This window comes from Solibacillus sp. CAU 1738 (assembly GCF_039888725.1).
In the GTDB taxonomy this organism is placed as follows: domain Bacteria; phylum Bacillota; class Bacilli; order Bacillales_A; family Planococcaceae; genus Metasolibacillus.
In genome coordinates this window covers 574,091-593,947 of the sequence record NZ_JBDQQN010000002.1, presented here as the reverse complement: position 1 = coordinate 593,947, position 19,857 = coordinate 574,091, and the positions used below count along the sequence as shown (strand labels likewise).

Below are 19,857 nucleotides of genomic sequence, written 5' to 3'. Positions count from 1 at the left end.
GGGCATGCGCCTTAGAACGGAGGATAATGTATGAATCTAACTATCGACGAACTGCGTGAAGCGTTGATAAACGCAGAATTAGCAGAAATGTTTAATCAAGCTTACAAGCAAGGTGTAGAGGATGGTAGAGAACTAGTGAAATTTGAAAATTCTCTATCTACCAATCTGAAAAAAGAAGATGTAGCGAAAATATTTAATGTTGAGTTACCTACCGTAGAAAAAATAATTCGTATGAATGGCTTTCCTAAGTGTCGTGCAGTAACAGCTCGTTATCCAAGAGATAAGGTATTGCAATGGAAAGAGGAGAACGAAATGTACTGGAATGAACGACTAGGCATATACGTTACTCACCAGGAAAGCCTCCGTTTAATGCGGACTAGCAGCTGAGGGCAATCAGCTTTAAATGAGCAAGGGCATTTGCTCAACAAGCAAGTTAACTTGCTTATGAACTAATAATATCTAATTTTGTTACTCATGAGTAATCCATATCGGACTATATTCCATTTTCGACTAATTCTGATTCAGAAGGGGGGAATGATCTATGAATTTATTAAACCCAAGTGTATTACGGAATTTCCGTAAATCAGCAAACTTAACCCAAGAAGATATGGCAGAAGAACTTAATATTACTCAATCTCACGTGTCAAAGTATGAGTCTGGGAGAAAAATACTGGACCATGAAACATTAGCGAGATGGATACAAATTACGAACTGTGAAGTGCACGCAGCATTAGTGATGTTTGGCGCAGAGATATGCGCACAAGCAGCACAATTAGCAACATTAGCGCCTGCATTTTCTATCGGTGTCGGTCGGTTGTTGTTCATCATGTGAGGAAAGTGGAAGTCAAGAATGCAAGCATTAATGGAGGGTTCTTTATATGGATGTAAAACAATTACAAGCTGAAATAGCCAACTTAAAAACACGCTTGGATGATGCATTGACAGAAGTAGCGGTTCACAACAAGCGCAACGATTATGTACAAGCTGCTGAATGCGGTAAACGAATTATATATCTTGCAAACCAGTTACACATGCGTTCAGTTCACTTGCAAGATCAAATCAAATTTTATGGGTTAATCAGTGATTTAAAAAATCGAGGTATTTCAGTAGAGGCGGTGAAGAAACTTGCGTATCAAGCCTAGAGCGTGGAAGCACATGACACTTAAACAAAGGTTAGTGATGATTCACTTTCACACAAATAAAAAAACTGCTTAATCGCTCCAACGATTAAACAGCATGACCATATATACAAGTTCCATTATAACACATTTACGACGTAGCGAAAGCAATTTCGCTCTCGTCAAGCAGTCTATAAACCTCCTCAAAGGGCTTGGTACACCCTAAAACTTTGTAGGCTGCTTGATGGGATGGTCCATCAGAAAGTAGGTGAGTAATATGCATCCAGTTATTGAAAATACGATGCGCACAGGTTATGCAGACGGTCGTATTCCAGATGTAGTCGCCTGTGAGCACTGTGGTGAAGATGATCAAGTTGTTGAGTTCGAAGGTTTAACATTTTGTAGTACGGATTGCTTGGTCCGTTGGTTGCTTGAAAATGACTACGCTAAGAAAATCGCATAAAAAAGGACGCTCTGCGAAAGCGTCCTTCATCGGAAATTTAATAAATGTATTTACGGAAATTTTAACATAGGGGGCATTGATATGGAAGCAGTAAGTACAAAAGAAATGAGTCGTATTGAATGGCTACATTTACGTAAAAGCGGTATTGGTGGTTCTGACGCATCAGCAATCTTAGGTTTTAACCGTTGGAAATCAGCTTTCCAGTTATATATAGAAAAAACTTCGGATTTTGTTGAAGAACTCGACAACGAATTTATTTATTGGGGCAATGTGCTTGAAGATGTTGTGGCACAAGAATTTGCAAAACGTACAGGTAAAAAAGTTCAGCGTGTAAATCGTATGCTACGTCATCCAGATTATCCGTTTATGACAGCTAACCTTGACCGTCGAATTGTAGGTGAAAAAGCAATTCTCGAATGTAAAACTACATCCACTTATAACAATCAAGCTTGGGAAGGTGACGATGTACCGGCAGCGTACATTTGCCAGTTGCAACATTATCTCGCGGTTACAGGTTACGAAAAAGCGTATATTGCAGTATTAATTGGCGGAAATAATTTTGTTTGGAAAGAAGTTGAACGTGATGACGAGTTTATTGAGCTCATGATTGATCGCGAGAAAGACTTCTGGGAAAATCACGTACTTGCGAACGTACCTCCTGCAATCGATGGCAGTTCATCGGCTAGTGACTTCTTAGCGAAGATGTACCCACAAGATGACGGTTCGGCCATTATGTTGGACGAGCAAATGAACACAGTGATTGAAGCGATTGAGTCGATAAAAGCCGAAGAAAAGCAACTAGAGTCTCAACGTAAAGGTTATGAAAATCAACTGAAAATAATATTGGAAGATGCTGCTGAAGGGCATTCAAATCGTTTTAAAGTTACTTATAAAACAATCACGTCTAACCGTATTGATAGTAAACGTTTAAAGGCTGAGCAACCAGACCTTTATGAAAAATATTGCAATGAATCATTATCACGTCGGTTATCGATTAAGGAGGCTAACTAATTATGGCAACTACAGACGAATTAAAACAACAAATGCAACAGGCACCAGCTGAACAAAAAAAACCAAAAACAATCGAGGATTATCTTAAACAAATGGCTCCGGCAATGGCGCAGGCATTACCAAAACATATGGATATCGACAGAGTAATGCGTTTAGCAATGACAACAATTCGTACTACTCCAGCATTACGAGAAGCGGATGTCTCTTCTCTTCTAGGTGCTGTAATGCAAGCTGCGCAATTAGGTTTAGAGCCTGGGCTAATGGGTCACTGTTACTTGCTACCATTCAAAAACAATAAAAAAGGTATTACCGAAGTCCAGTTCATCATCGGCTATAAAGGCATGATTGACCTAGCTCGTCGTTCTGGCCATATTGAATCCATCTATTCTCATGCAGTTTACGAAAAGGATCACTTCGAGTTTGAACTTGGGCTTGAGCAAAAATTAGTACACAAGCCATCGATGGAATCAGATCGAGGACAATTCATTGGTGCTTATGCAGTAGCGCGTTTTAAAGATGGCGGTTATCAATTTGAATTTATGCCAAAGAGTGAAATCGAAAAGCGGAAGGGACGTTCTAAGGCTGCTAATTCTTCATATTCACCTTGGGCAACAGACTACGAGGAAATGGCGAAAAAGACGGTTGTACGTCACATGTGGAAGTACTTGCCGATTAGCGTCGAAATGCAACAGCAGGTAGCTTATGACGAGGGGACAGCTCCGAAACGTGAAATGAAGGATATCACACCAGATACAGAATTTTTCATTGATGCACCAACATTTGATGAAGTAACAGAATAACAGGTAGGGGGGCGCTCCCCTTCCGATTTAGGAAGGTTATACATGGTTATCGAATGCCAAAAATGCGAAAGCAGAGAGATGAAAAAGACGCAGTATTCCGAAGAAGGGTACATTGTAGAAACAAGTTACACGTGCAAAGATTGCGGAAATTATGTCGGTACGGATTCATATGGCAGCTGGTGCGAAAATGAGGAGTTTGCAGAAGTAGAAACAGTATAACGAATGGGGAGCAATCCCCGTTCATCTTTAGGAGGGCAAGGGCATGGCTGAACAGCTAAAAGGTAAATTTATAATCACAGTTAATGGTGATGTGAAACCCCTTTTTGCAACATCAGAGCAATGGTATGAGATTTCGACAAAGTTTAAAGATGGCGCAGTACCAATTGTGACAAATGAAGGTGAACAAGAAGTTTTTGCCATTCTTGAGGTTGCAAAGGGTTATACAGGTAAAGATTTGGCTAGTTCGGCAGATGGAATATTGATGATATTTAGCAAGGAGGACTAGGGCAAATGGGCATTGTAAGAGTAGCTAAGAACAGCAACTACGTAGTCATGAATCGTACGGCACTAAATGATAAACGGCTATCTTGGAAGGCCAAAGGAATTATGGCATATCTCCTTTCGATGCCGGATGATTGGGTGTTTTACATGGAAGAGCTACAAACGCACGCTACTGATGGAAAAGCTTCATTTCAAAGTGGTTTTAAAGAATTAAAAGATTCTGGTTATGTGGAACGTAAGCCAATACGTGAAGGGCAACGAATTAAAGAATGGGAAACGATTGTACATGAAGTTCCAATGAATTCTCTAGAACCCGATTTTCTAGAAATAGAAAAGCAAGAAATAGAAAACCAAGAAGTAGGTTTTCAAGAAGTAGAAAACCCGCCACTACTAAGTACTGATATTAACCAAGTATTGAATAAACCAAATACTGATAATAATCCTACTACTGCAAATGATAAAAATGCGATTCGCTTCTTTCAAGAAAATATTCGATTCAATTTATCGACTTTTGAAATCGAAACCATCTTGCATTGGGAAAACGAATATCCTTACGAGCTAATTATTGAAGCAATGAAGCGAACTGCATTAGCCAATATAACAGCTCTACGATATACCGAAAATATTTTAATAGACTGGCAGAAGAAACGAATCGCCACTTTAGCAGAAGTTTTACGGGATGATGACGCGTTTAATAAAAAGAAGGGTGGTCAGAGAAATGCAAGCAATAGGGGAAGCAATAAACCAAACAATGGCTACAAAGCTGACTTGGGCTTCTGAGTATTGCACCAATGCGACTCATGTGCCAGCGCATATTAAACCGAGAATGCCTAACGATGATGATTGGGATGCAGTGACGGAATACCAAGTTGAAATGCAAAAGCTATGTGACAAATACAAAGTGCAAAAAATAATAATTGATGGACAAGTAGTTTGCCCACGTTGCAAGTGTGAGCAATATACTGCCGAAACGACAGCAGAATTTCAGTCGTATGCTGATCACTTAAAAAAAAATGACAAAACACTTGTCTTATACAATCAAAGCGTTTTGCAGGATGAGACGATTTTATATGCTCGTTTTGATAATTACCGCACAGAAGATGAACCACTTGCCTATCAAAATTTACTAATGATGAAGCAACATGCTACGGGTATTTTAAACGGTGAAAAATTCAACATCCTGCTTTATGGTCCTCCAGGTGTCGGAAAAAGCCATCTTAGCTATTCATTACTTTACGACATCAATGTTCGTTCGAATAACCAAATGAGCTGCTTGTTCATCGATATTGATGAGATGCTTCGTAGATTAAGAGATTCGTTCAATAATCCCGAGAGTAAGTACACAGAGCTTTATTTTACACGCTTAATGAGCGAAGTTGATGTTTTAGTCCTTGATGATTTAGGGGCTGAAACAGGTAACGAGCAGACTGAAAAAAGAGCATCCGATTTCACTGGTCGAATTTTAAGAGCTGTTGTAAATAGCCGTCAGCAGAAGGTGACAGTTGTTACAACCAATTTAGGTGGGGAGCAACTAAACAAAATGTATGATGGCAAGATGCTTTCTCGGTTATCAAAAAATCGAAAAGCAGTGTTATTCGATGATCGCGTTAAAGATAAACGACCTTTAGAAGGATATTAAGAGGGGCACCACGCCCCATGATTGGAGGGCAATATGAGGGAGATAAACAACATTACTGAAAAATTCCTGATTGATCAAATAGTTTTGTACTACGGGACATACGATCGATTCGGCAACAAATACGATGAGCAAATGGCTTACAGACGCTTGGAGCAGTTACGAGTGCAAAAAGGCCTTAAAGATGCTGATGAGGCTGTTGATTATATGATTGCTGTTTTAGATAGCGGTGAGGCGAAGTTGGTTTCTTAAAAACGACGGTTGCAGCTATAAAGTCAAAATTAAAACAGGAGTGATATTAATGGTTTTTACACCTTATGCAGATGAATGTACGACGTTCGAAAATGTTAGAATCCTTAAATTCGAAAAGGAATCAGTAGAGATAGCCATCAAAACACCTAATGATGGCCAAAAGATTTTCGTTAACACTAAACCTTTCAAAATTTATTTCAATACGAACAGCTTCATAATTATGAATACACTGCAGGAAATTAAACTAATATCCGATAAAACGAAGCTGAAATGCAGATTAGGAGAGTTAATTGTTAAGTCGAATATTGAAGCATTACTAAAAGAATGGAATACTTTCGTTGAAAAAGTTTAAAACAAATCAGGGAGTGCTAACAAGGAGGAATACTAATGCCAACAGCAACAGTTGAACATGTATATCGTGATTTAGAAGCAATATATGAGCACTACTCGGCTCCTAGCAAGGAAATTACATTCGAGGGTAACACTTATACCTTCGAAGGCTCAAAGCGTGTTATGGACAAGGTAGTGCATCTTTACCGATGTGAGCAAGAGCAGCATAACCTTAAGATTCATTTGCAGGGTAATTTACCGTATTTGGTTGAGTGGTCTTACTCGGTGGAGAGCAATTGAAATATTTTGTTGAGTAGTAAGAGGTGGTTATTAGGAAGTTTTATGATATGCAGCCAAGAGCAGAATTAACGATTGATAGGGAAAAAACGAAAAACATTCCTTCTTTTCGCTTGAATTTCACAAGCTCATCAGTAGGTTAAACCTAGAAGAAGAGGAAGTGGCTTTAAGAAAGGTAAAAATAGTGATGATAGAACTTAACAGATTTAAGTGATAAAGGATTTTAGAAATAATATCCACTCCTTTAAGTTCGGTTAATATACAAAAAACTAAAAATGTAGGTATCAAAATGCCTGTCATCATCAGTAATGGTAAGCCACTTCCATTAGACACTAAAGTGTTTCGACAATGTAATTATATCACAATTCATTTCTTTTGGAAATTATTTGAACTACATTTATAGGGAATTTAAATACTGAAAACTTTGAAAGGAACGAAAGGATATATCTTAAGGCGCCAGAGCAACTGTTACTAAAGCCGAGCCGCAAATAGCGGCTAAATGACCAACAATATCTGATAAAGTTTCAAACAAGAAATTATTATCCATATTAACCACCACCTGATTCTTTTTTGCTTTCAAGAGTAACTGTAATGTTACTAGCAGAATAAATAAAGTTGCTAATCCTGGTCCCAGGCATACTAGCCCCTTAAGATATATGTTAGTACATTATATCGTAAATTTTAAATAAATAGATAATATTTATGAAGGGAATTTTTAGTATAAAAAGCCGCAGCGAGTACAAGGCGCTGCGGTGATGATAGGTTCCTCTTATGTAAGGATGACACTATTATTATAGCATAGGGGGCAGCTTATGAGTAAAGGGCAAATATTTGTATCAGAGGGCAACTTATTGCAGTGGATTGAAGATTATCACTGGATGATTGAAACAATCAAAGAGGCTGAAATGGATGTAGCTGTTATTAAAGGGGCAAAGGTTGCTAGTTATGGAATTGATTCAACATTACCAAAAGCAAGTGGTGGGACAAGTGATCCTGTATTTTACGAGGTTCATCGTCGTACTCAATATGGTGGCTTCCGTATTCAACAGTACCGTCGGAAAGTGTCAGAGGTACAAAAGCGCATTCAGTTAGTAGTAGGCGATAGAGAAATGGAGATTCTGCATCGTTTGCTGAATGGTGATAGTATGAGGTCAATTGGTAAGCACATGAAGCTATCAAGTACAACAATATTCAGGGTCAGAAACAACGTGTTAAAACAAATGCTAGTGTTGTAATAGAGCGGGTATAATTAAAAAACAACTAGAAAAAGTTTGGATAGCCTTATTTATGGGGGTTATTCCAAGCTTTTTTGTTTAGTGATACCAGCTTTGATACCAATAAAGCTAGGAGAATGCTAATGTTAAATTATTATTTGTCAGAATAGTTTATAATTATTTGTGATACTAATTTAGTAAATGAAGTATAGAGGGGGAAGATGATGAATATTTTTGTTGAATTAACAAACCCAGTTCATGGTGGTGAAGGTTGGGAGTTAGGTGAAGTATTATGGAGTCCATGTGCAAGTAGTTGGAATATAATGAAATTGCCAAAAGAAGGTGACTTGGTAATTCATTCTGTTAAAGGTTCAAAAGAAGGCAAAAATCATAGATTTTGGGGAATTTCATTTGTAAGTAGTGCTTATACTATTGTTCATGTAGCTCCACCTATTCCTGGTAAATGGGGTGGTTATGAAACTTACTATCGTATACCTTTAATTGGGTACCATGAATTTGAAGAAAAAAAACGGGTTGAGGATTTTTTAAGTGAATATCGAGAATTTCTTATAGAAATAACAAAACAAAGATCTTTTTACACAGAAGAAAATAATATATTTAAAACTGCTCAAAAATACTTAGCACTTGTAAGTGATGAACTATTTAATAAATTAAAGGAATTTTTAAATATAGATTTAGATTCAATGGATGTAGAATCTAAAACTTCAATTAGAGTTGGAGATGAAGAGGAAAGTACTACTAGAGATGAAGATGGGCAGACAACACGTGTATCATCTGTTATTAATAGAATCGTAAGAGATACTAAGATTGTAAGAGAACTAAAAAAAGAATATGATGGGAAATGTCAAATTTGCGGAGAGCAAATAATATTACCTTCAGAAAAAAAATATTCAGAAGGGCATCATTTGAAGAAATTAGGTGGAATTCATCAAGGTCCTGATATTAAGAGTAATATTATAATTTTATGTCCCAATCATCACGTTGAATTTGATTACGGAATAATAGCGATTGAACCTACAACAGGGAAAATCATACATATTAATACTGATAATTTGTTTCATGGAAAAGATTTAGCATATTCTAGAACAGATTTAAATCCTAACTTTATTAAGTATCATTACAATGAAATTTTTGGTAAATAAAGTATCTGTATCCTTGTTACTTTTATAGAAGCTCGGAACAAATGTAACGGATGTAACAAAAGGAACAAATGTAAAATGTTTTTTGTTTTAAAAAATCCCATGTACCATATGAGATAGGCACGGAGCTGCTCTTTATCCCCGAGGTTGTAAGACTTCGTCCTACAAAAATATATGAGGGGCTTCAGTTACTAGAGCCTAACACAATTCAAACCATCTACTTCGGTAGGTGGTTTTTCTATTTTGAAAACTGCATCAAACAGCCAATGAGTAGCATAAGGCTAGGGGCGGAGTTTGGTGTGGTTTTGAGGATAGTAAAATATTAGTGTATTTGTATGCCTTTTGCTCTATTATGGAGTGGGAGGTGATAAAATTGAATAATATAAAAAATTCTATGTACATAATATTTATTTCACTTTTGATATTGAATATGCTGCTGATATTTTTTGGAGTTTATACATACTTCTTTGATGTGAAGGATTATACGTTAGTTGCTGGAATAATAGCCTTTTTTGGAGCGGTTATTGGTGGTTCTATTACGTTAATTGGAGTTAACAAAACCATAATTGAAGCTAGAAGAAAAGAAAGTTTAAGTCAAATTCCGCAATTAATCAAACTATTAAATAAAGAACATCAATATATTTTAGATTTTCAAATCGAACTCATGAAAAAAGATAATGAGGATAAAACTTCTTTGAAAACTTTTTTATTTAATATTAACTCAGAATTAAACGATAGGATGAGTAACAATGAATTATTAGTAATGGGAAAAGATATGTATAATTTATATAAAAAGATTATTAAGCAAACTTCTGATTTGTATATTCATTTGGAAGGTGTAAAAGTTAAGAATTTTGAACCTACAATCACAAATACACAATAACTATTGGACACATGTTTAACTTATTACGCAGAATGTGGAAATTTAATAAAGGAATTAGAGGAAGAATATTATCAAATTTTATAATAATATCCTTCAGATTTTACTAGCAAAAAGGTGATTAGGAATTACCTTCTTTTTTTATTTAAGATGGGGGTGGAAGGGATTATATGACACCAGAAGATGCAACATTAACAAGTGGTATATTGAGTTTATTTGGTGGTTTAATAGGTGTTATGGGTGCGTATTGGATAGCAACGATGCAAATGAGTCATCAATTAAAAACCATTGAAAAAGAGGGGGTAAAGAAGGCTAGACCTTATATTATATGTGAAGAGATCAGAGGAAGTTATAAATTACAAGAAATAAATAGACACCCAGAATCTAAGATTCTCTTTTCTGAGTATTATGAAAAAAATATCGACATTGCTACTATACATACTGAAGGTTTTATGAATTTTTTTATGTTTAAGTTCATAGGGGATCCAGAATATATTATGGATTGTCAAATAAAATTAACGATGGACTCAAATGTTTACGAAGAAAATTGTTATGATTTTTATTTAGATCATATGAGAAGAAATGTAGAGATATTTATCCCTTTGCCATTCTATATTAATGATATTGAGGGAATTCTAAAAGTGGAATTTGATAATATTGAGTTGAAATACTCGACAACAAGTAAAGAAAAATTTAAGTATGTATATTCTCATAGAGATTTATATCAAAAAATATATTTAATAATTGAAGGTCAAGAAGAGTTAATTAGTGATAAGGAAGTAATTCCATCAAATTGGATATTAAATTCAAAGTAAAGCACCTACTAAAGGTGCTTATTTATTTCGTAAAGCAATTAGCATAATGGGGTGATAGCAAAATCATGTTAAAGAATTACCTTCCAGTTTGTTTTATGATGGAGTGGGAGGTGAGAAAAATGGATATAAAAACAATTATCGAAAACTTGAATTCTGGAAATTATCTAATGGAACATACAGTTCTAGAAGAGGGTAACGGAACTGTAATTGTAGGTCACTTCCAAGATAAAAAAGATTCTTCAGGTTTAGGAAGACATGAGTTTGTAATAAGAAACAAAACTGAACAAAGTCAATTCCTTGAAGCACATACTGAAAACCTGAAGAATATTTTAGGTTAAATCCAACGCCGCTTATGTGAATAAGTGGCATTTCAATTTTATAAGCAACTAGCATAACGGGGTGATTACAAAATAAACAAATGATGGTGGAGGTGGTTTTAAATATAGTAAAATAGTAAAACATTAGTGTATTTGTATGACTTTTGCTCTAATATGGAGTAGGAGGTTGAATAATGAACGAAAGATGGAAAGACGTTTTAATTTTTTTTATATTAGGATTATTGTGCTTTATGGCAGCCACAGCATTTATAGATATCTTTTTAATTAAGGGATTAGCTATAGATGGAGGTGTATTAATAGGTTTTATTGGAGCGATATTAGGTGGTTTGATTTCTGGAGGAATTACCTTTTTAGGAGTGAAATTAACAATTAAGCATGATAAGAATACTGAAGGGCTCAAAGCTCTACCGGAAAAAATAAGGTTAATAAATGAACTTAGAACAAAACATAATTTAATCAACAATGTTTTGTTCCATCCAATTATCCCAGACTATCCAAAAGAGATTGATAGATTACTAGAGGATTATATAGATGTTTACGATAAATGTATGAAAGTAGATATTCATTTGTATTACAAATATAAAGATATTGTTCAAGCTTTATCAGAATTAAAACAATCTGAATTAATGGGGGGGCAATTAGCTAAGTCATATAATTTAATAAGCGATATCAAGAAGTTTGAAGTAAGAAAAAAATTGAAAGAATTTATTGAAATGCTTAAAGAATACGAAAAAGATATTGTAAATGAGTTAGGTTAATGAAAAGGAAAATAAAGATTTAGAAAAGAGATGTTATAGTTTTACTCTGAAAAATGATTATCGATCATACTGTAATTTTTTTGAAGATTTTTACTTCCTATCTTGAAATATTATAAAATGGAGGAGTGAATGAAATGGAAAGGGAATTGAATATATTACCTGAAAAACGTATAGATCGATTTATGAACTCTGCAGAATTTAAAGGGGTTATTCAAATAATACCGTGGTTAGGTCCGTATATTAGCGAGAAAATTTCAAGTAGAGAAAATAAATTTATTCAGGCTAGAATCGAGTTTTTTATACAGGATTTATATTCGGAAATAAATGCAATGAAGGATGTAACTCTGGTAAATTGGTTAGAATCCGAAGAAAATTATGACATATTTAATATTGCTATTGAATCTTCAGTCCAAAACAGAAGTCGAGAAAAATCGTTAATGAATGCAAAATTATTGATGTCAGCCTTGCGTGGAGATGTTGAAGATTTGGGGTTGGTAGAAGAGTTTTTATATTCACTAAAAGATTTATCACCAATTGAAATAAAGGCCCTTGCGGTAATATATCATGCATTTAATACGTACGAAAAATCCGAACATGAAAATGAACTTCAGTTTTCAGTGAAAATAAAGTGGAGAGAATTATTAATTGAAAAGTGTTTGATTCAAGAAGATGATATTGATTTTATTGTAAAAAGGCTAGAAAATACAGGATTGATTTCCGAAATTACTGGAGGATTTTTGAACTATTCTGGTGGGCAAATTAAAATAAACAAGACATTTAAAAAACTTATAAAAAATCTTCATACTAGCGAATAAAGTACCTAAGGGTGCTTTTTCTTTTATATAAATTTAGCAATTAGCATAATGGGGTGATGCCATTGATTGAACGTAAATTAACAGTGAAACAGCAGGCTTTTGTTGATTTCTATATCGAACTAGGAAATGCTACGGATGCATATTTGAAGGCGTATCCGAATGTGAAGAAGGGAGCTACAGCGAGAGCTGCAGGAAGTCGAATGTTAACAAATGTTAGCGTAAAATTTTATATAGATGAACGCATGGAAGAGTTGAAATCTGAAAGGGTAGCTGATCAACAAGAAATACTCGAAACACTTACAGCGATTCTACGTGGCGAAGCAACTGCGGCTACATTAAAAGGTATTGGTATGGGTGAGCAAGTGATTGATAAAAAGATGCCTCCCACAATGGGCGAGCGTATTAAAGCTGCAGAACTCATTGGTAAGCGTTTTACTCTATGGACTGACAAACAAGAAATTGAGCATAGCGGAGAAATTGAAACTAAAATGGATTTGAGTAAGTTAACAGATGAGGAGTTGAGAGCTATTGCCAACTCTATCAAAAAAGGAACTTGAAACATTAGCGAATGAAGCCCAGAGAGAGCTTGCTAAGCGTAATTACCGTGAATATGTAGAATTTGTACATCATGGGCATTACGAACATTACCGTCATACAGAATTAATATGTGACGTTTTACAACGTATAGCAGATGGAGAACAGTTATCTGTTTTGATTGAAATGCCACCAAGGCACGGTAAATCCATGACGGTGACAGAATCGTTCCCGTCTTTTTATTTGGCTAAAAATCCAGATAAACGTGTTATAGCTGCTGCATATTCGGATGGACTTGCGACAAAATTCGGTCGATTGAATCGCAATAAATTCAATGAGTTTTCTAATCTGTTTGACTTAAGGTTATCCGAATCGAATGGGGCTATGAAGGACTGGGGCGTACAAGATAGACGTGGGGGCATGATTGCTACTGGTATCGGAGGTAGTATTACTGGTCAAGGTGCTGACTTAATGATTATCGATGACCCTATTAAAAATATGAAGGAAGCAAGTTCTCAAACTATCCGAGATAATATTTGGGATGAATGGGAGGCTACGCTTTCTACGCGTTTACATGATGGTGCAAGCCTAATAGTGATCATGACACGTTGGAATGAAGATGATTTAATTGGTCGCCTGCTTACTCGTAGCCCTCGTAATTGGATTCGATTACGCTTACCAGCCATCGCAGAGGACGATGATGATTTATTAGGCCGTTCATTTGGTGAAGCGCTATGTCCTGAACTTGGTTTTAACGAGCAATGGGCAGAAGCTAAAAAATTCGAGGTCGGTTCCCGTACATGGGCTTCGTTATATCAACAACGTCCATCCCCAGCAGGCGGTAACATATTCAAGCGCGAATGGGTGCGTTATTATGTGCGTACAGCTGAACAAAAGCGTGAATGGGGCTTAAGTGATGATGTAGTCGTATTGCCTACTCATTTAGATAAGGTAGCACAATCGTGGGACTGTACGTTTAAAGATTCGTCAGCAAGTGATTTTGTTGCTGGTGGTGTATGGGCACGTAAGCAAGCGCAGTATTTCTTGTTGGACATTGACCACAGACGTATGGGTTTTGCTGACACAATGAAAGCAATACGAGCTATGTCCGACAAGTGGCCCAATGCACGCAGTAAATATATTGAGGATAAAGCGAACGGTACAGCTATCATCGAGATGCTGAAAGATGAAATCAGCGGTATCATTCCCGTTAATCCAAATGGTGGTAAGGAGGCACGCGCAAATGCGGTGTCTCCTTTATTTGAGGCAGGCAATGTATTTTTACCCCATCCGAATATATGCAGTTGGTCAGAGGATGTTATCGAGGAGCTTGTTTCATTCCCGAATGCAGCACATGATGATTTAGTTGATATGACAACACAAGCTCTAAATCAACTATACACAAGCAAGTCCAATCCATTGGATCGCTACAAAAACTTATTAGGAAAGTAGGTGAGAATATGAAATCATTAGACCGAGCAAAAGAAATGCGCGAGGACTTCATGCAAGGGAACGGCAAGGCGAATCATAAAGATAAGCTAACCAGACAGGTTGCTGGTGTTGGACGTAAGCTGTCGCACGATGAAATAACGAATTTGTATGGTGACAGTCGAATTGTTCAAAACATCATTGATATACCAGCTGAGGATATGACTCGAAATTGGTTCACCTTGCGAATGGAAGATGAGAAACTAGCTCGCGACATTATGAGTAAATTAGCAGATTTAAACGCAAAGAAAGCATTTAAAGAAATGTTCCTTTATGACCGTCTCCGTGGAGATGGTTTTATTAGTTTAGGCGTAACACAGGGCTCAAAATTTGAATTAAGCGATGAGTTACAGATGGATAAATTGTATTCAGTTGATTATTTACACGCATTCAGTTCGCAAAAAGTTAATGAATTCCTGATTAACGAGGATGTTTTTGATATTAAATACGGTCAATTAGAGCAATTACGTATCAATCGTGCATCCAGTCATGGAGTACAGATACAAACAATTGAATCATCTGTACATGTATCTCGCTTGCTCCACAGCCAAACAAGGCGATTCGAGGGTGAAGCACAAGGTCGCTCCCTATTAGAGCCGTTGTACGACATTCTGACAGTTTTTGATACGTCTGTATGGTCGGTTGGTCAAATCCTTCATGATTTTACCTTCAAGGTCTATAAATCAAAGGATATTGAAAATTTAAATAGTCAGGATAAGCAACAGCTATCCATGATTATGGATTTTATGTTCCGTACTGAAGCGTTAGCGATGATTGCTGATGGTGAGGAACTGAAAAAAGAAACCACATCTGTTGGTGGTATAAATTACTTACTTGATTTTGTGTGGGATTTGTTAGCTGGTTCAGCACGTATGCCGAAAACTGTTATAAAAGGGCAAGAATCAGGCACTATTGCTGGAGCGCAGTATGATGTGATGAACTATTATTCTCGCATTGTGGCGGACCAAGAAAACGAGATGAAGCCGCATTTAGAAAAGCTCATCCGTATGCTATTAATGGCTGAAAAAGAGCTCGGTGGTCGTATCGATCCAGAATCCTTGGAATGGGAAATACAGTTTAATCCGTTATGGAACGTGGACGCTAAGACAGATGCCGAAATTCGCAAGCTTGTAGCAGAGACGGACCAAATTTATATGAATAACAATGTTTTAACTGCTGATGAGATTCGGGAAAGTCGTTTTGGACAGTTTGGTCTTGAAGAAACGTTAAAATTTAGTGGTGACGATGCAGATTTGAAACAATTAGCGGATAACTTGTACAAAGGTTGGCGTTCAAATGGCTAAGCAAGTGCCTAAAACAAAGTTTCCGACAGCGGCCACGGTTAGTTACGAACGTGAATTGGTGAAAATGGTTGCTCTTGTAGGTAAAGAGGCGTTGAAATTATTCGATAAACACGTAGCAAATGAAATAATGCATGGTGATGCGGTTACTTTTACTAATGACAGCATTTTTGATGGATTAAAGAAGATGTTTCAATCGTTAAAGAAGAAAGCTAACGATACTTTTTCTTCTTCTAAAAAAGAACGTGCAGCTGACCAGTTTGTAAAGAATGTTAATCGAGTGAATCGTCACAATCTAGAGCAACAAATGAAGGTGAAGGGCATTAACCTTGTAGCTACGGAACCATGGTTAAAGGATTTTATGCAACAGCATATTAAGAACAATGTCGGCTACATCAAAAATATTGAAATTGAGATGTACGAGCGCATTGATCAAGCGGTGCGTGATGGCGTTAAAAATGGCGCATCAACAAAGGCTATTCGTAAAGCAATCATGGAGCAGACGGATATTTCAGAAGGTCGTGCGCAATTTCTTGCTGTAGATCAAGCTGGTTCGATTCTCGGGCAGATGACCGCAGAGAGACATCAGCGACTTGGAATTGAAAAATTTACTTGGGACACATCCGGCGATGAGCGAGTACGTGATTCGCATAGGGAACTGGATGGAAAAGTATTTTCGTATGATGGTCTACCGACTATAAATGGTCGTGTTGTATTGCCTGGGGAAGATTACCGTTGCAGGTGTGTAGCGTTGCCTATGTTTGAGGATGAGTAAATAAGTAATTAAACATACATTTATTATATGTTAAAATATCCCTTGGAATAGAGGAGGGTATATATGAAATTGTATGAAAGTAGTTTATATGGAACAATAAACGAACCAGAGAATATTTTTGAACTATTTGAGTTGATTATTGGAAAAAGTAATAATAAAGATTTTTCTGTTAAATTATGGAGAGGTCAATCGGATATTAGTTGGAGAATTGACAGTGGTGCTTATCGAAGATTTTTATTTACGAAATTAAGTATTAGGGAAAGGGATATAGTTCATTATGAGAAGTCATTACTTAGAAGAGCCCGTCACAAAGGATACGGAATAGATAATGGCATTTTACTTAGTGATATGGAACTCCTTGCTAGATTACAACATCATGGGGCTGCAACTAGACTGGTAGATTTCTCGAAAAATAGCTTGGTTGCCTTATGGTTTTGTGTAAACAATGTGACTGAAGATTATGGATTACTAGTTGGTATAGATACTAATTATATAGGTGGTATGGAAGATGTATTAGATGATAATCTCAAAGATTATTCATCGGCGATAAAAAATTATTCATATAGTCATCCTATGCTTATTGAACCACCTGTAGTATCAAAAAGGATAGCTGCTCAACATGGTGTATTTTTGTATAGCGATATTTCTCAAAGTGATATGGGAAGTTTGAAAATACCACTTGAAGGTCAAAATATTTTTATTGCTATTTCTCCAGAATTGAAAAAAGTATCTAGGCAAGTTTTAATTGATACATTTGATTTAAGAAAAGAAACGCTTTTTCCTGATTTAGATGGATTTTCTTCTGCGAATAGTTTCAGAGAAAATCCACGTGAAACATATAGGTGGTAAGCAGTTGATTGTTAAGACCGAATTCTCGGTCTTTTTTATTTAGAAAGGAGGTGATTACTTGAAACTACAACGCTACGACACATCTTATATCAAGGATTACAGAGAAACATCAGAAGGGTATTTAACGGTCAATGTGCCGATTACTCGTCCTGGTGTTTTTCCATATCAAAGGCAAGATGGAACTGTTCAGATGGAGGCGAAACTACCTGATGAAATCTTTAGCGACCGTACTATTCGCTCGGCATGTGCTAAACCTGTAACTGACGAACACCCTAATGAGCCGGTAACAATTGATAATTACAATACTTATTCAAAGGGATTGAGTCATAATGATGCGCGAGTAGAAGATTTAAAGCTGTATGTATCACTTACTATAACGGACAAGGGGCTTATTGAAAAAATTTACGATGGTAAACGTGAAATTAGTATTGGCTTTATGTCTGATGTATTAGCAGAAAGTGGCACATACAACGGTCAACAGTATGAATACGTACAACGTAACATCGAAATTAACCACATTGCTATTGTTGATCAAGGGCGTGCAGGTCCAGAAGTTGCTATTCGTTCTGATTCGGATGCATGGCAAATTGAAAATAAAGGAGGGCATACAATGCCAGTATATAAAATTGACGGAAAAGATTTTGAGGTAGATTCGGTGGTCAAAGCGCACATCGAGAAATTACAAGCGCAAGTAGATGCTGCAGCTGTAAAAACAGCACAAGTTGATGCATTACAAGGTCGTTATGATGCACTTGAGGCAAAACTTGAAAAGACCGAGAAAGACCTTGCAGACGAAAAGGCAAAGCAAGTATCGGCCGATGAATTAGGTAAACAAGTAGAAGCTCGTGTACAGCTAATTGCTACAACTAAACCACTATTAGGTGATTCATATGATTTCGCAGGTAAATCGGAACGTGAAATCAAAGAGGCAGTAATTTCTACAACTAAACAGGACTTTAAAGGCGATGGTAAATCAGACGATTATATCAACGCCTTTTTTGATGCAACTGTTGAGCAAGTGCAATCAACAGGTTTTTCTAGTACTGGTGCCAATAGTGCATACACAGGTGATGTTGGTGCGGACAAAGATTTAGATGAAATGAAAAATAAACGCTTAAATATGCGTTCATAAGGAGGGCAAACAAATGCCTATTACAAATTATCCAGATTACATGAGCCCTGCAGGAAAGGCAGGTCAATTAGCAAATTATCAAGACTATGTAGCTGACACATACGCTGTAGAAGCAACGGTACCATTTGGAGCTGCTGTTCAATTAAATGCGACTGGTACTGCAATTAAACCTATTGCTACAAGTGGTACGGTTATAGGAATCGCTTTAGCACAAAACATTCATGATTGGGTGGAAAAGAAAGACGACCAAAACTATCCAGTGGGTGAACCTGCTGCAATTGTAAAACGTGGGCGTATTTTTGTTGTTGCGGGTGGCGATGTGATTAACGGCCAACCTGTTAAAGTGGACCCAACAACGCAAAAGTTTGTTGCAACCGGTGCAGGCGCTGTAGACGTAGGTAATGCTGTCTTTAAAGCGAATTCTACAGCTAATCAATTAGTTGAAATTGAAATCAATTTACCTTAATAAAGGGAGGAAACTTATATGCCAACACAATACCGAGGGGACGCTTTAATCCGTCCGCAAGACTTAAACGCAATCGACAAACGAGTTTACGAACCACATGCTTCAGAATTAAAAGCACGTTCAATTTTCTCATTAAAAACTGATATTCCTGTAGGTGCAAAAACTTACAGTTACGATGTATTAACTCGTTCTGGTGTTGCTAAAATCTTAGCACCTGGTGCAACGGATGTTCCTTTAGTAGATGCTGATTTAACTGAAGAAACAGTGAAGATTTACTCTATCGCGGCTGCTTTCAATATTACCGTGCAAGAAGTACGTGAGGCACAAATGGCAGGACGTCCTATCGATGTGACGAAAGCTGATACAGTGCGTAGAGCCATTGCAGAAAAAGAAAATCAGATTGCCTTTTCTGGTGATAAAACACATGTAATAAAAGGTTTAACTGATGCAGTTGGTATTCAAGTGTATGCTACGCCGAATAACGAGGCTGGTTCATCAACAAAGTGGAAAGACAAAACAGGTAAAGAAATTGTTGCTGACATTCGTAAAGCAAAAAATATGATCAATAAATTGAATGGCCATGAAGCTGATACGTTATTATTAACGCCTGACTCGTTTGAGGAGCTTGAAAAAACATTTAACGAGTTCACGCAGCAATCAGTATTGGAGTACATTAAATCTCAAAACTGGTTTAAACGTATTGAAACAGTGAACGACCTTGCTAAAAAAGGTTTGGCGAATTCAGAATGCTTCGTTGTCCTTGATTCTTCGCCATCTGTAGTAGAACTTGGTATTCCAATGGATGTGACACGACATCCACAAGAGTACGCTTTCCCAAACACGAAAGTACCTTTTGAAGAGCGTACAACTGGTTTAATAATTCGTTATCCAATGGCTATTTGCCGTGTGGATGGCATTTAAGGG

28 protein-coding genes are annotated in these 19,857 nt (G+C 36.7%); all 28 read left to right on the top strand.

Annotation, left to right across the window (positions count from 1 at the left end):
- Nucleotides 1-30: 30 nt before the first annotated feature.
- Nucleotides 31-387 (top strand): hypothetical protein, encoded by a 357-nt coding sequence (locus tag AAFN87_RS08150; protein WP_347790546.1) that lies wholly within the window; start codon nucleotides 31-33, stop codon nucleotides 385-387.
- A 154-nt stretch (nucleotides 388-541) separates the two neighbouring features.
- A complete protein-coding gene (locus AAFN87_RS08145) occupies nucleotides 542-832 on the top strand; it encodes a helix-turn-helix domain-containing protein (protein WP_347790545.1) in 291 nt (96 codons plus the stop codon).
- A gap of 46 nt (nucleotides 833-878) precedes the next feature.
- A complete protein-coding gene (locus AAFN87_RS08140; protein ID WP_347790544.1) occupies nucleotides 879-1,142 on the top strand; it encodes a hypothetical protein in 264 nt (87 codons plus the stop codon).
- 253 nt (nucleotides 1,143-1,395) lie between these two features.
- A complete protein-coding gene (locus AAFN87_RS08135; protein WP_347790543.1) occupies nucleotides 1,396-1,581 on the top strand; it encodes a hypothetical protein in 186 nt (61 codons plus the stop codon).
- Between the two features lie 81 nt (nucleotides 1,582-1,662).
- The gene (locus AAFN87_RS08130; protein WP_347790542.1) at nucleotides 1,663-2,592 is read left to right on the top strand and encodes a YqaJ viral recombinase family nuclease; all 930 of its coding nucleotides are present in this window, start codon (nucleotides 1,663-1,665) and stop codon (nucleotides 2,590-2,592) included.
- 2 nt (nucleotides 2,593-2,594) lie between these two features.
- Nucleotides 2,595-3,392 carry a recombination protein RecT gene (gene recT, locus AAFN87_RS08125; RefSeq protein WP_347790541.1) on the top strand — a complete coding sequence of 266 codons (798 nt, stop codon included), beginning with the start codon at nucleotides 2,595-2,597 and terminating at the stop codon, nucleotides 3,390-3,392.
- Between the two features lie 42 nt (nucleotides 3,393-3,434).
- Nucleotides 3,435-3,611: a hypothetical protein gene (locus AAFN87_RS08120; protein ID WP_347790540.1), complete on the top strand. Its 177-nt coding sequence runs from the start codon at nucleotides 3,435-3,437 to the stop codon at nucleotides 3,609-3,611.
- Nucleotides 3,612-3,654: 43 nt separating this feature from the next.
- Nucleotides 3,655-3,897: a hypothetical protein gene (locus AAFN87_RS08115; RefSeq protein WP_347790539.1), complete on the top strand. Its 243-nt coding sequence runs from the start codon at nucleotides 3,655-3,657 to the stop codon at nucleotides 3,895-3,897.
- A gap of 5 nt (nucleotides 3,898-3,902) precedes the next feature.
- Nucleotides 3,903-4,673, top strand: a complete 771-nt coding sequence (locus tag AAFN87_RS08110) for a DnaD domain-containing protein (RefSeq protein WP_347790538.1) — start codon at nucleotides 3,903-3,905, stop codon at nucleotides 4,671-4,673.
- Nucleotides 4,612-5,532 (top strand): ATP-binding protein, encoded by a 921-nt coding sequence (locus AAFN87_RS08105; protein WP_347790537.1) that lies wholly within the window; start codon nucleotides 4,612-4,614, stop codon nucleotides 5,530-5,532. The genes AAFN87_RS08110 and AAFN87_RS08105 overlap by 62 nt, the downstream gene beginning before the upstream one ends.
- A 33-nt stretch (nucleotides 5,533-5,565) precedes the next feature.
- The gene (locus tag AAFN87_RS08100; protein ID WP_347790536.1) at nucleotides 5,566-5,781 is read left to right on the top strand and encodes a hypothetical protein; all 216 of its coding nucleotides are present in this window, start codon (nucleotides 5,566-5,568) and stop codon (nucleotides 5,779-5,781) included.
- Nucleotides 5,782-5,830: 49 nt separating this feature from the next.
- Nucleotides 5,831-6,133: a hypothetical protein gene (locus AAFN87_RS08095; protein ID WP_347790535.1), complete on the top strand. Its 303-nt coding sequence runs from the start codon at nucleotides 5,831-5,833 to the stop codon at nucleotides 6,131-6,133.
- A gap of 35 nt (nucleotides 6,134-6,168) precedes the next feature.
- Nucleotides 6,169-6,411, top strand: a complete 243-nt coding sequence (locus tag AAFN87_RS08090; RefSeq protein ID WP_347790534.1) for a hypothetical protein — start codon at nucleotides 6,169-6,171, stop codon at nucleotides 6,409-6,411.
- A gap of 809 nt (nucleotides 6,412-7,220) precedes the next feature.
- Nucleotides 7,221-7,643, top strand: a complete 423-nt coding sequence (locus AAFN87_RS08085) for a LuxR C-terminal-related transcriptional regulator (protein WP_347790533.1) — start codon at nucleotides 7,221-7,223, stop codon at nucleotides 7,641-7,643.
- A 203-nt stretch (nucleotides 7,644-7,846) separates the two neighbouring features.
- Nucleotides 7,847-8,785, top strand: coding sequence for an HNH endonuclease (locus AAFN87_RS08080; protein WP_347790532.1), 939 nt, complete (start codon nucleotides 7,847-7,849; stop codon nucleotides 8,783-8,785).
- Between the two features lie 370 nt (nucleotides 8,786-9,155).
- On the top strand, nucleotides 9,156-9,665 hold the full coding sequence (locus AAFN87_RS08075; protein WP_347790531.1) for a hypothetical protein: 510 nt from the start codon (nucleotides 9,156-9,158) through the stop codon (nucleotides 9,663-9,665).
- Nucleotides 9,666-9,832: 167 nt separating this feature from the next.
- On the top strand, nucleotides 9,833-10,477 hold the full coding sequence (locus AAFN87_RS08070; protein ID WP_347790530.1) for a hypothetical protein: 645 nt from the start codon (nucleotides 9,833-9,835) through the stop codon (nucleotides 10,475-10,477).
- 119 nt (nucleotides 10,478-10,596) lie between these two features.
- On the top strand, nucleotides 10,597-10,815 hold the full coding sequence (locus AAFN87_RS08065; RefSeq protein ID WP_347790529.1) for a hypothetical protein: 219 nt from the start codon (nucleotides 10,597-10,599) through the stop codon (nucleotides 10,813-10,815).
- A 173-nt stretch (nucleotides 10,816-10,988) separates the two neighbouring features.
- Nucleotides 10,989-11,573: a hypothetical protein gene (locus AAFN87_RS08060; protein ID WP_347790528.1), complete on the top strand. Its 585-nt coding sequence runs from the start codon at nucleotides 10,989-10,991 to the stop codon at nucleotides 11,571-11,573.
- A 134-nt stretch (nucleotides 11,574-11,707) separates the two neighbouring features.
- Nucleotides 11,708-12,388: a hypothetical protein gene (locus AAFN87_RS08055; protein ID WP_347790527.1), complete on the top strand. Its 681-nt coding sequence runs from the start codon at nucleotides 11,708-11,710 to the stop codon at nucleotides 12,386-12,388.
- 62 nt (nucleotides 12,389-12,450) lie between these two features.
- Nucleotides 12,451-12,945: a terminase small subunit gene (locus AAFN87_RS08050; RefSeq protein ID WP_347790526.1), complete on the top strand. Its 495-nt coding sequence runs from the start codon at nucleotides 12,451-12,453 to the stop codon at nucleotides 12,943-12,945.
- Complete coding sequence (terL, locus tag AAFN87_RS08045) at nucleotides 12,917-14,374, top strand: phage terminase large subunit (protein WP_347790525.1); 1,458 nt, start codon at nucleotides 12,917-12,919, stop codon at nucleotides 14,372-14,374. The genes AAFN87_RS08050 and terL overlap by 29 nt, the downstream gene beginning before the upstream one ends.
- 8 nt (nucleotides 14,375-14,382) lie before the next feature.
- Entirely contained in the window at nucleotides 14,383-15,714 is a 1,332-nt protein-coding gene (locus AAFN87_RS08040) for a DUF1073 domain-containing protein (RefSeq protein WP_347790524.1), read from the top strand.
- The gene (locus AAFN87_RS08035; RefSeq protein WP_347790523.1) at nucleotides 15,707-16,486 is read left to right on the top strand and encodes a phage head morphogenesis protein; all 780 of its coding nucleotides are present in this window, start codon (nucleotides 15,707-15,709) and stop codon (nucleotides 16,484-16,486) included. Before AAFN87_RS08040 ends, AAFN87_RS08035 begins: the two co-directional genes overlap by 8 nt.
- Before the next feature lie 63 nt (nucleotides 16,487-16,549).
- Nucleotides 16,550-17,335 carry an FRG domain-containing protein gene (locus tag AAFN87_RS08030; RefSeq protein WP_347790522.1) on the top strand — a complete coding sequence of 262 codons (786 nt, stop codon included), beginning with the start codon at nucleotides 16,550-16,552 and terminating at the stop codon, nucleotides 17,333-17,335.
- Nucleotides 17,336-17,393: 58 nt separating this feature from the next.
- Complete coding sequence (locus AAFN87_RS08025) at nucleotides 17,394-18,467, top strand: DUF2213 domain-containing protein (protein ID WP_347790521.1); 1,074 nt, start codon at nucleotides 17,394-17,396, stop codon at nucleotides 18,465-18,467.
- A gap of 13 nt (nucleotides 18,468-18,480) precedes the next feature.
- A complete protein-coding gene (locus AAFN87_RS08020) occupies nucleotides 18,481-18,933 on the top strand; it encodes a structural cement protein Gp24 (protein ID WP_347790520.1) in 453 nt (150 codons plus the stop codon).
- Between the two features lie 18 nt (nucleotides 18,934-18,951).
- Nucleotides 18,952-19,854 carry a DUF2184 domain-containing protein gene (locus AAFN87_RS08015; protein WP_347790519.1) on the top strand — a complete coding sequence of 301 codons (903 nt, stop codon included), beginning with the start codon at nucleotides 18,952-18,954 and terminating at the stop codon, nucleotides 19,852-19,854.
- Nucleotides 19,855-19,857: the final 3 nt, after the last annotated feature.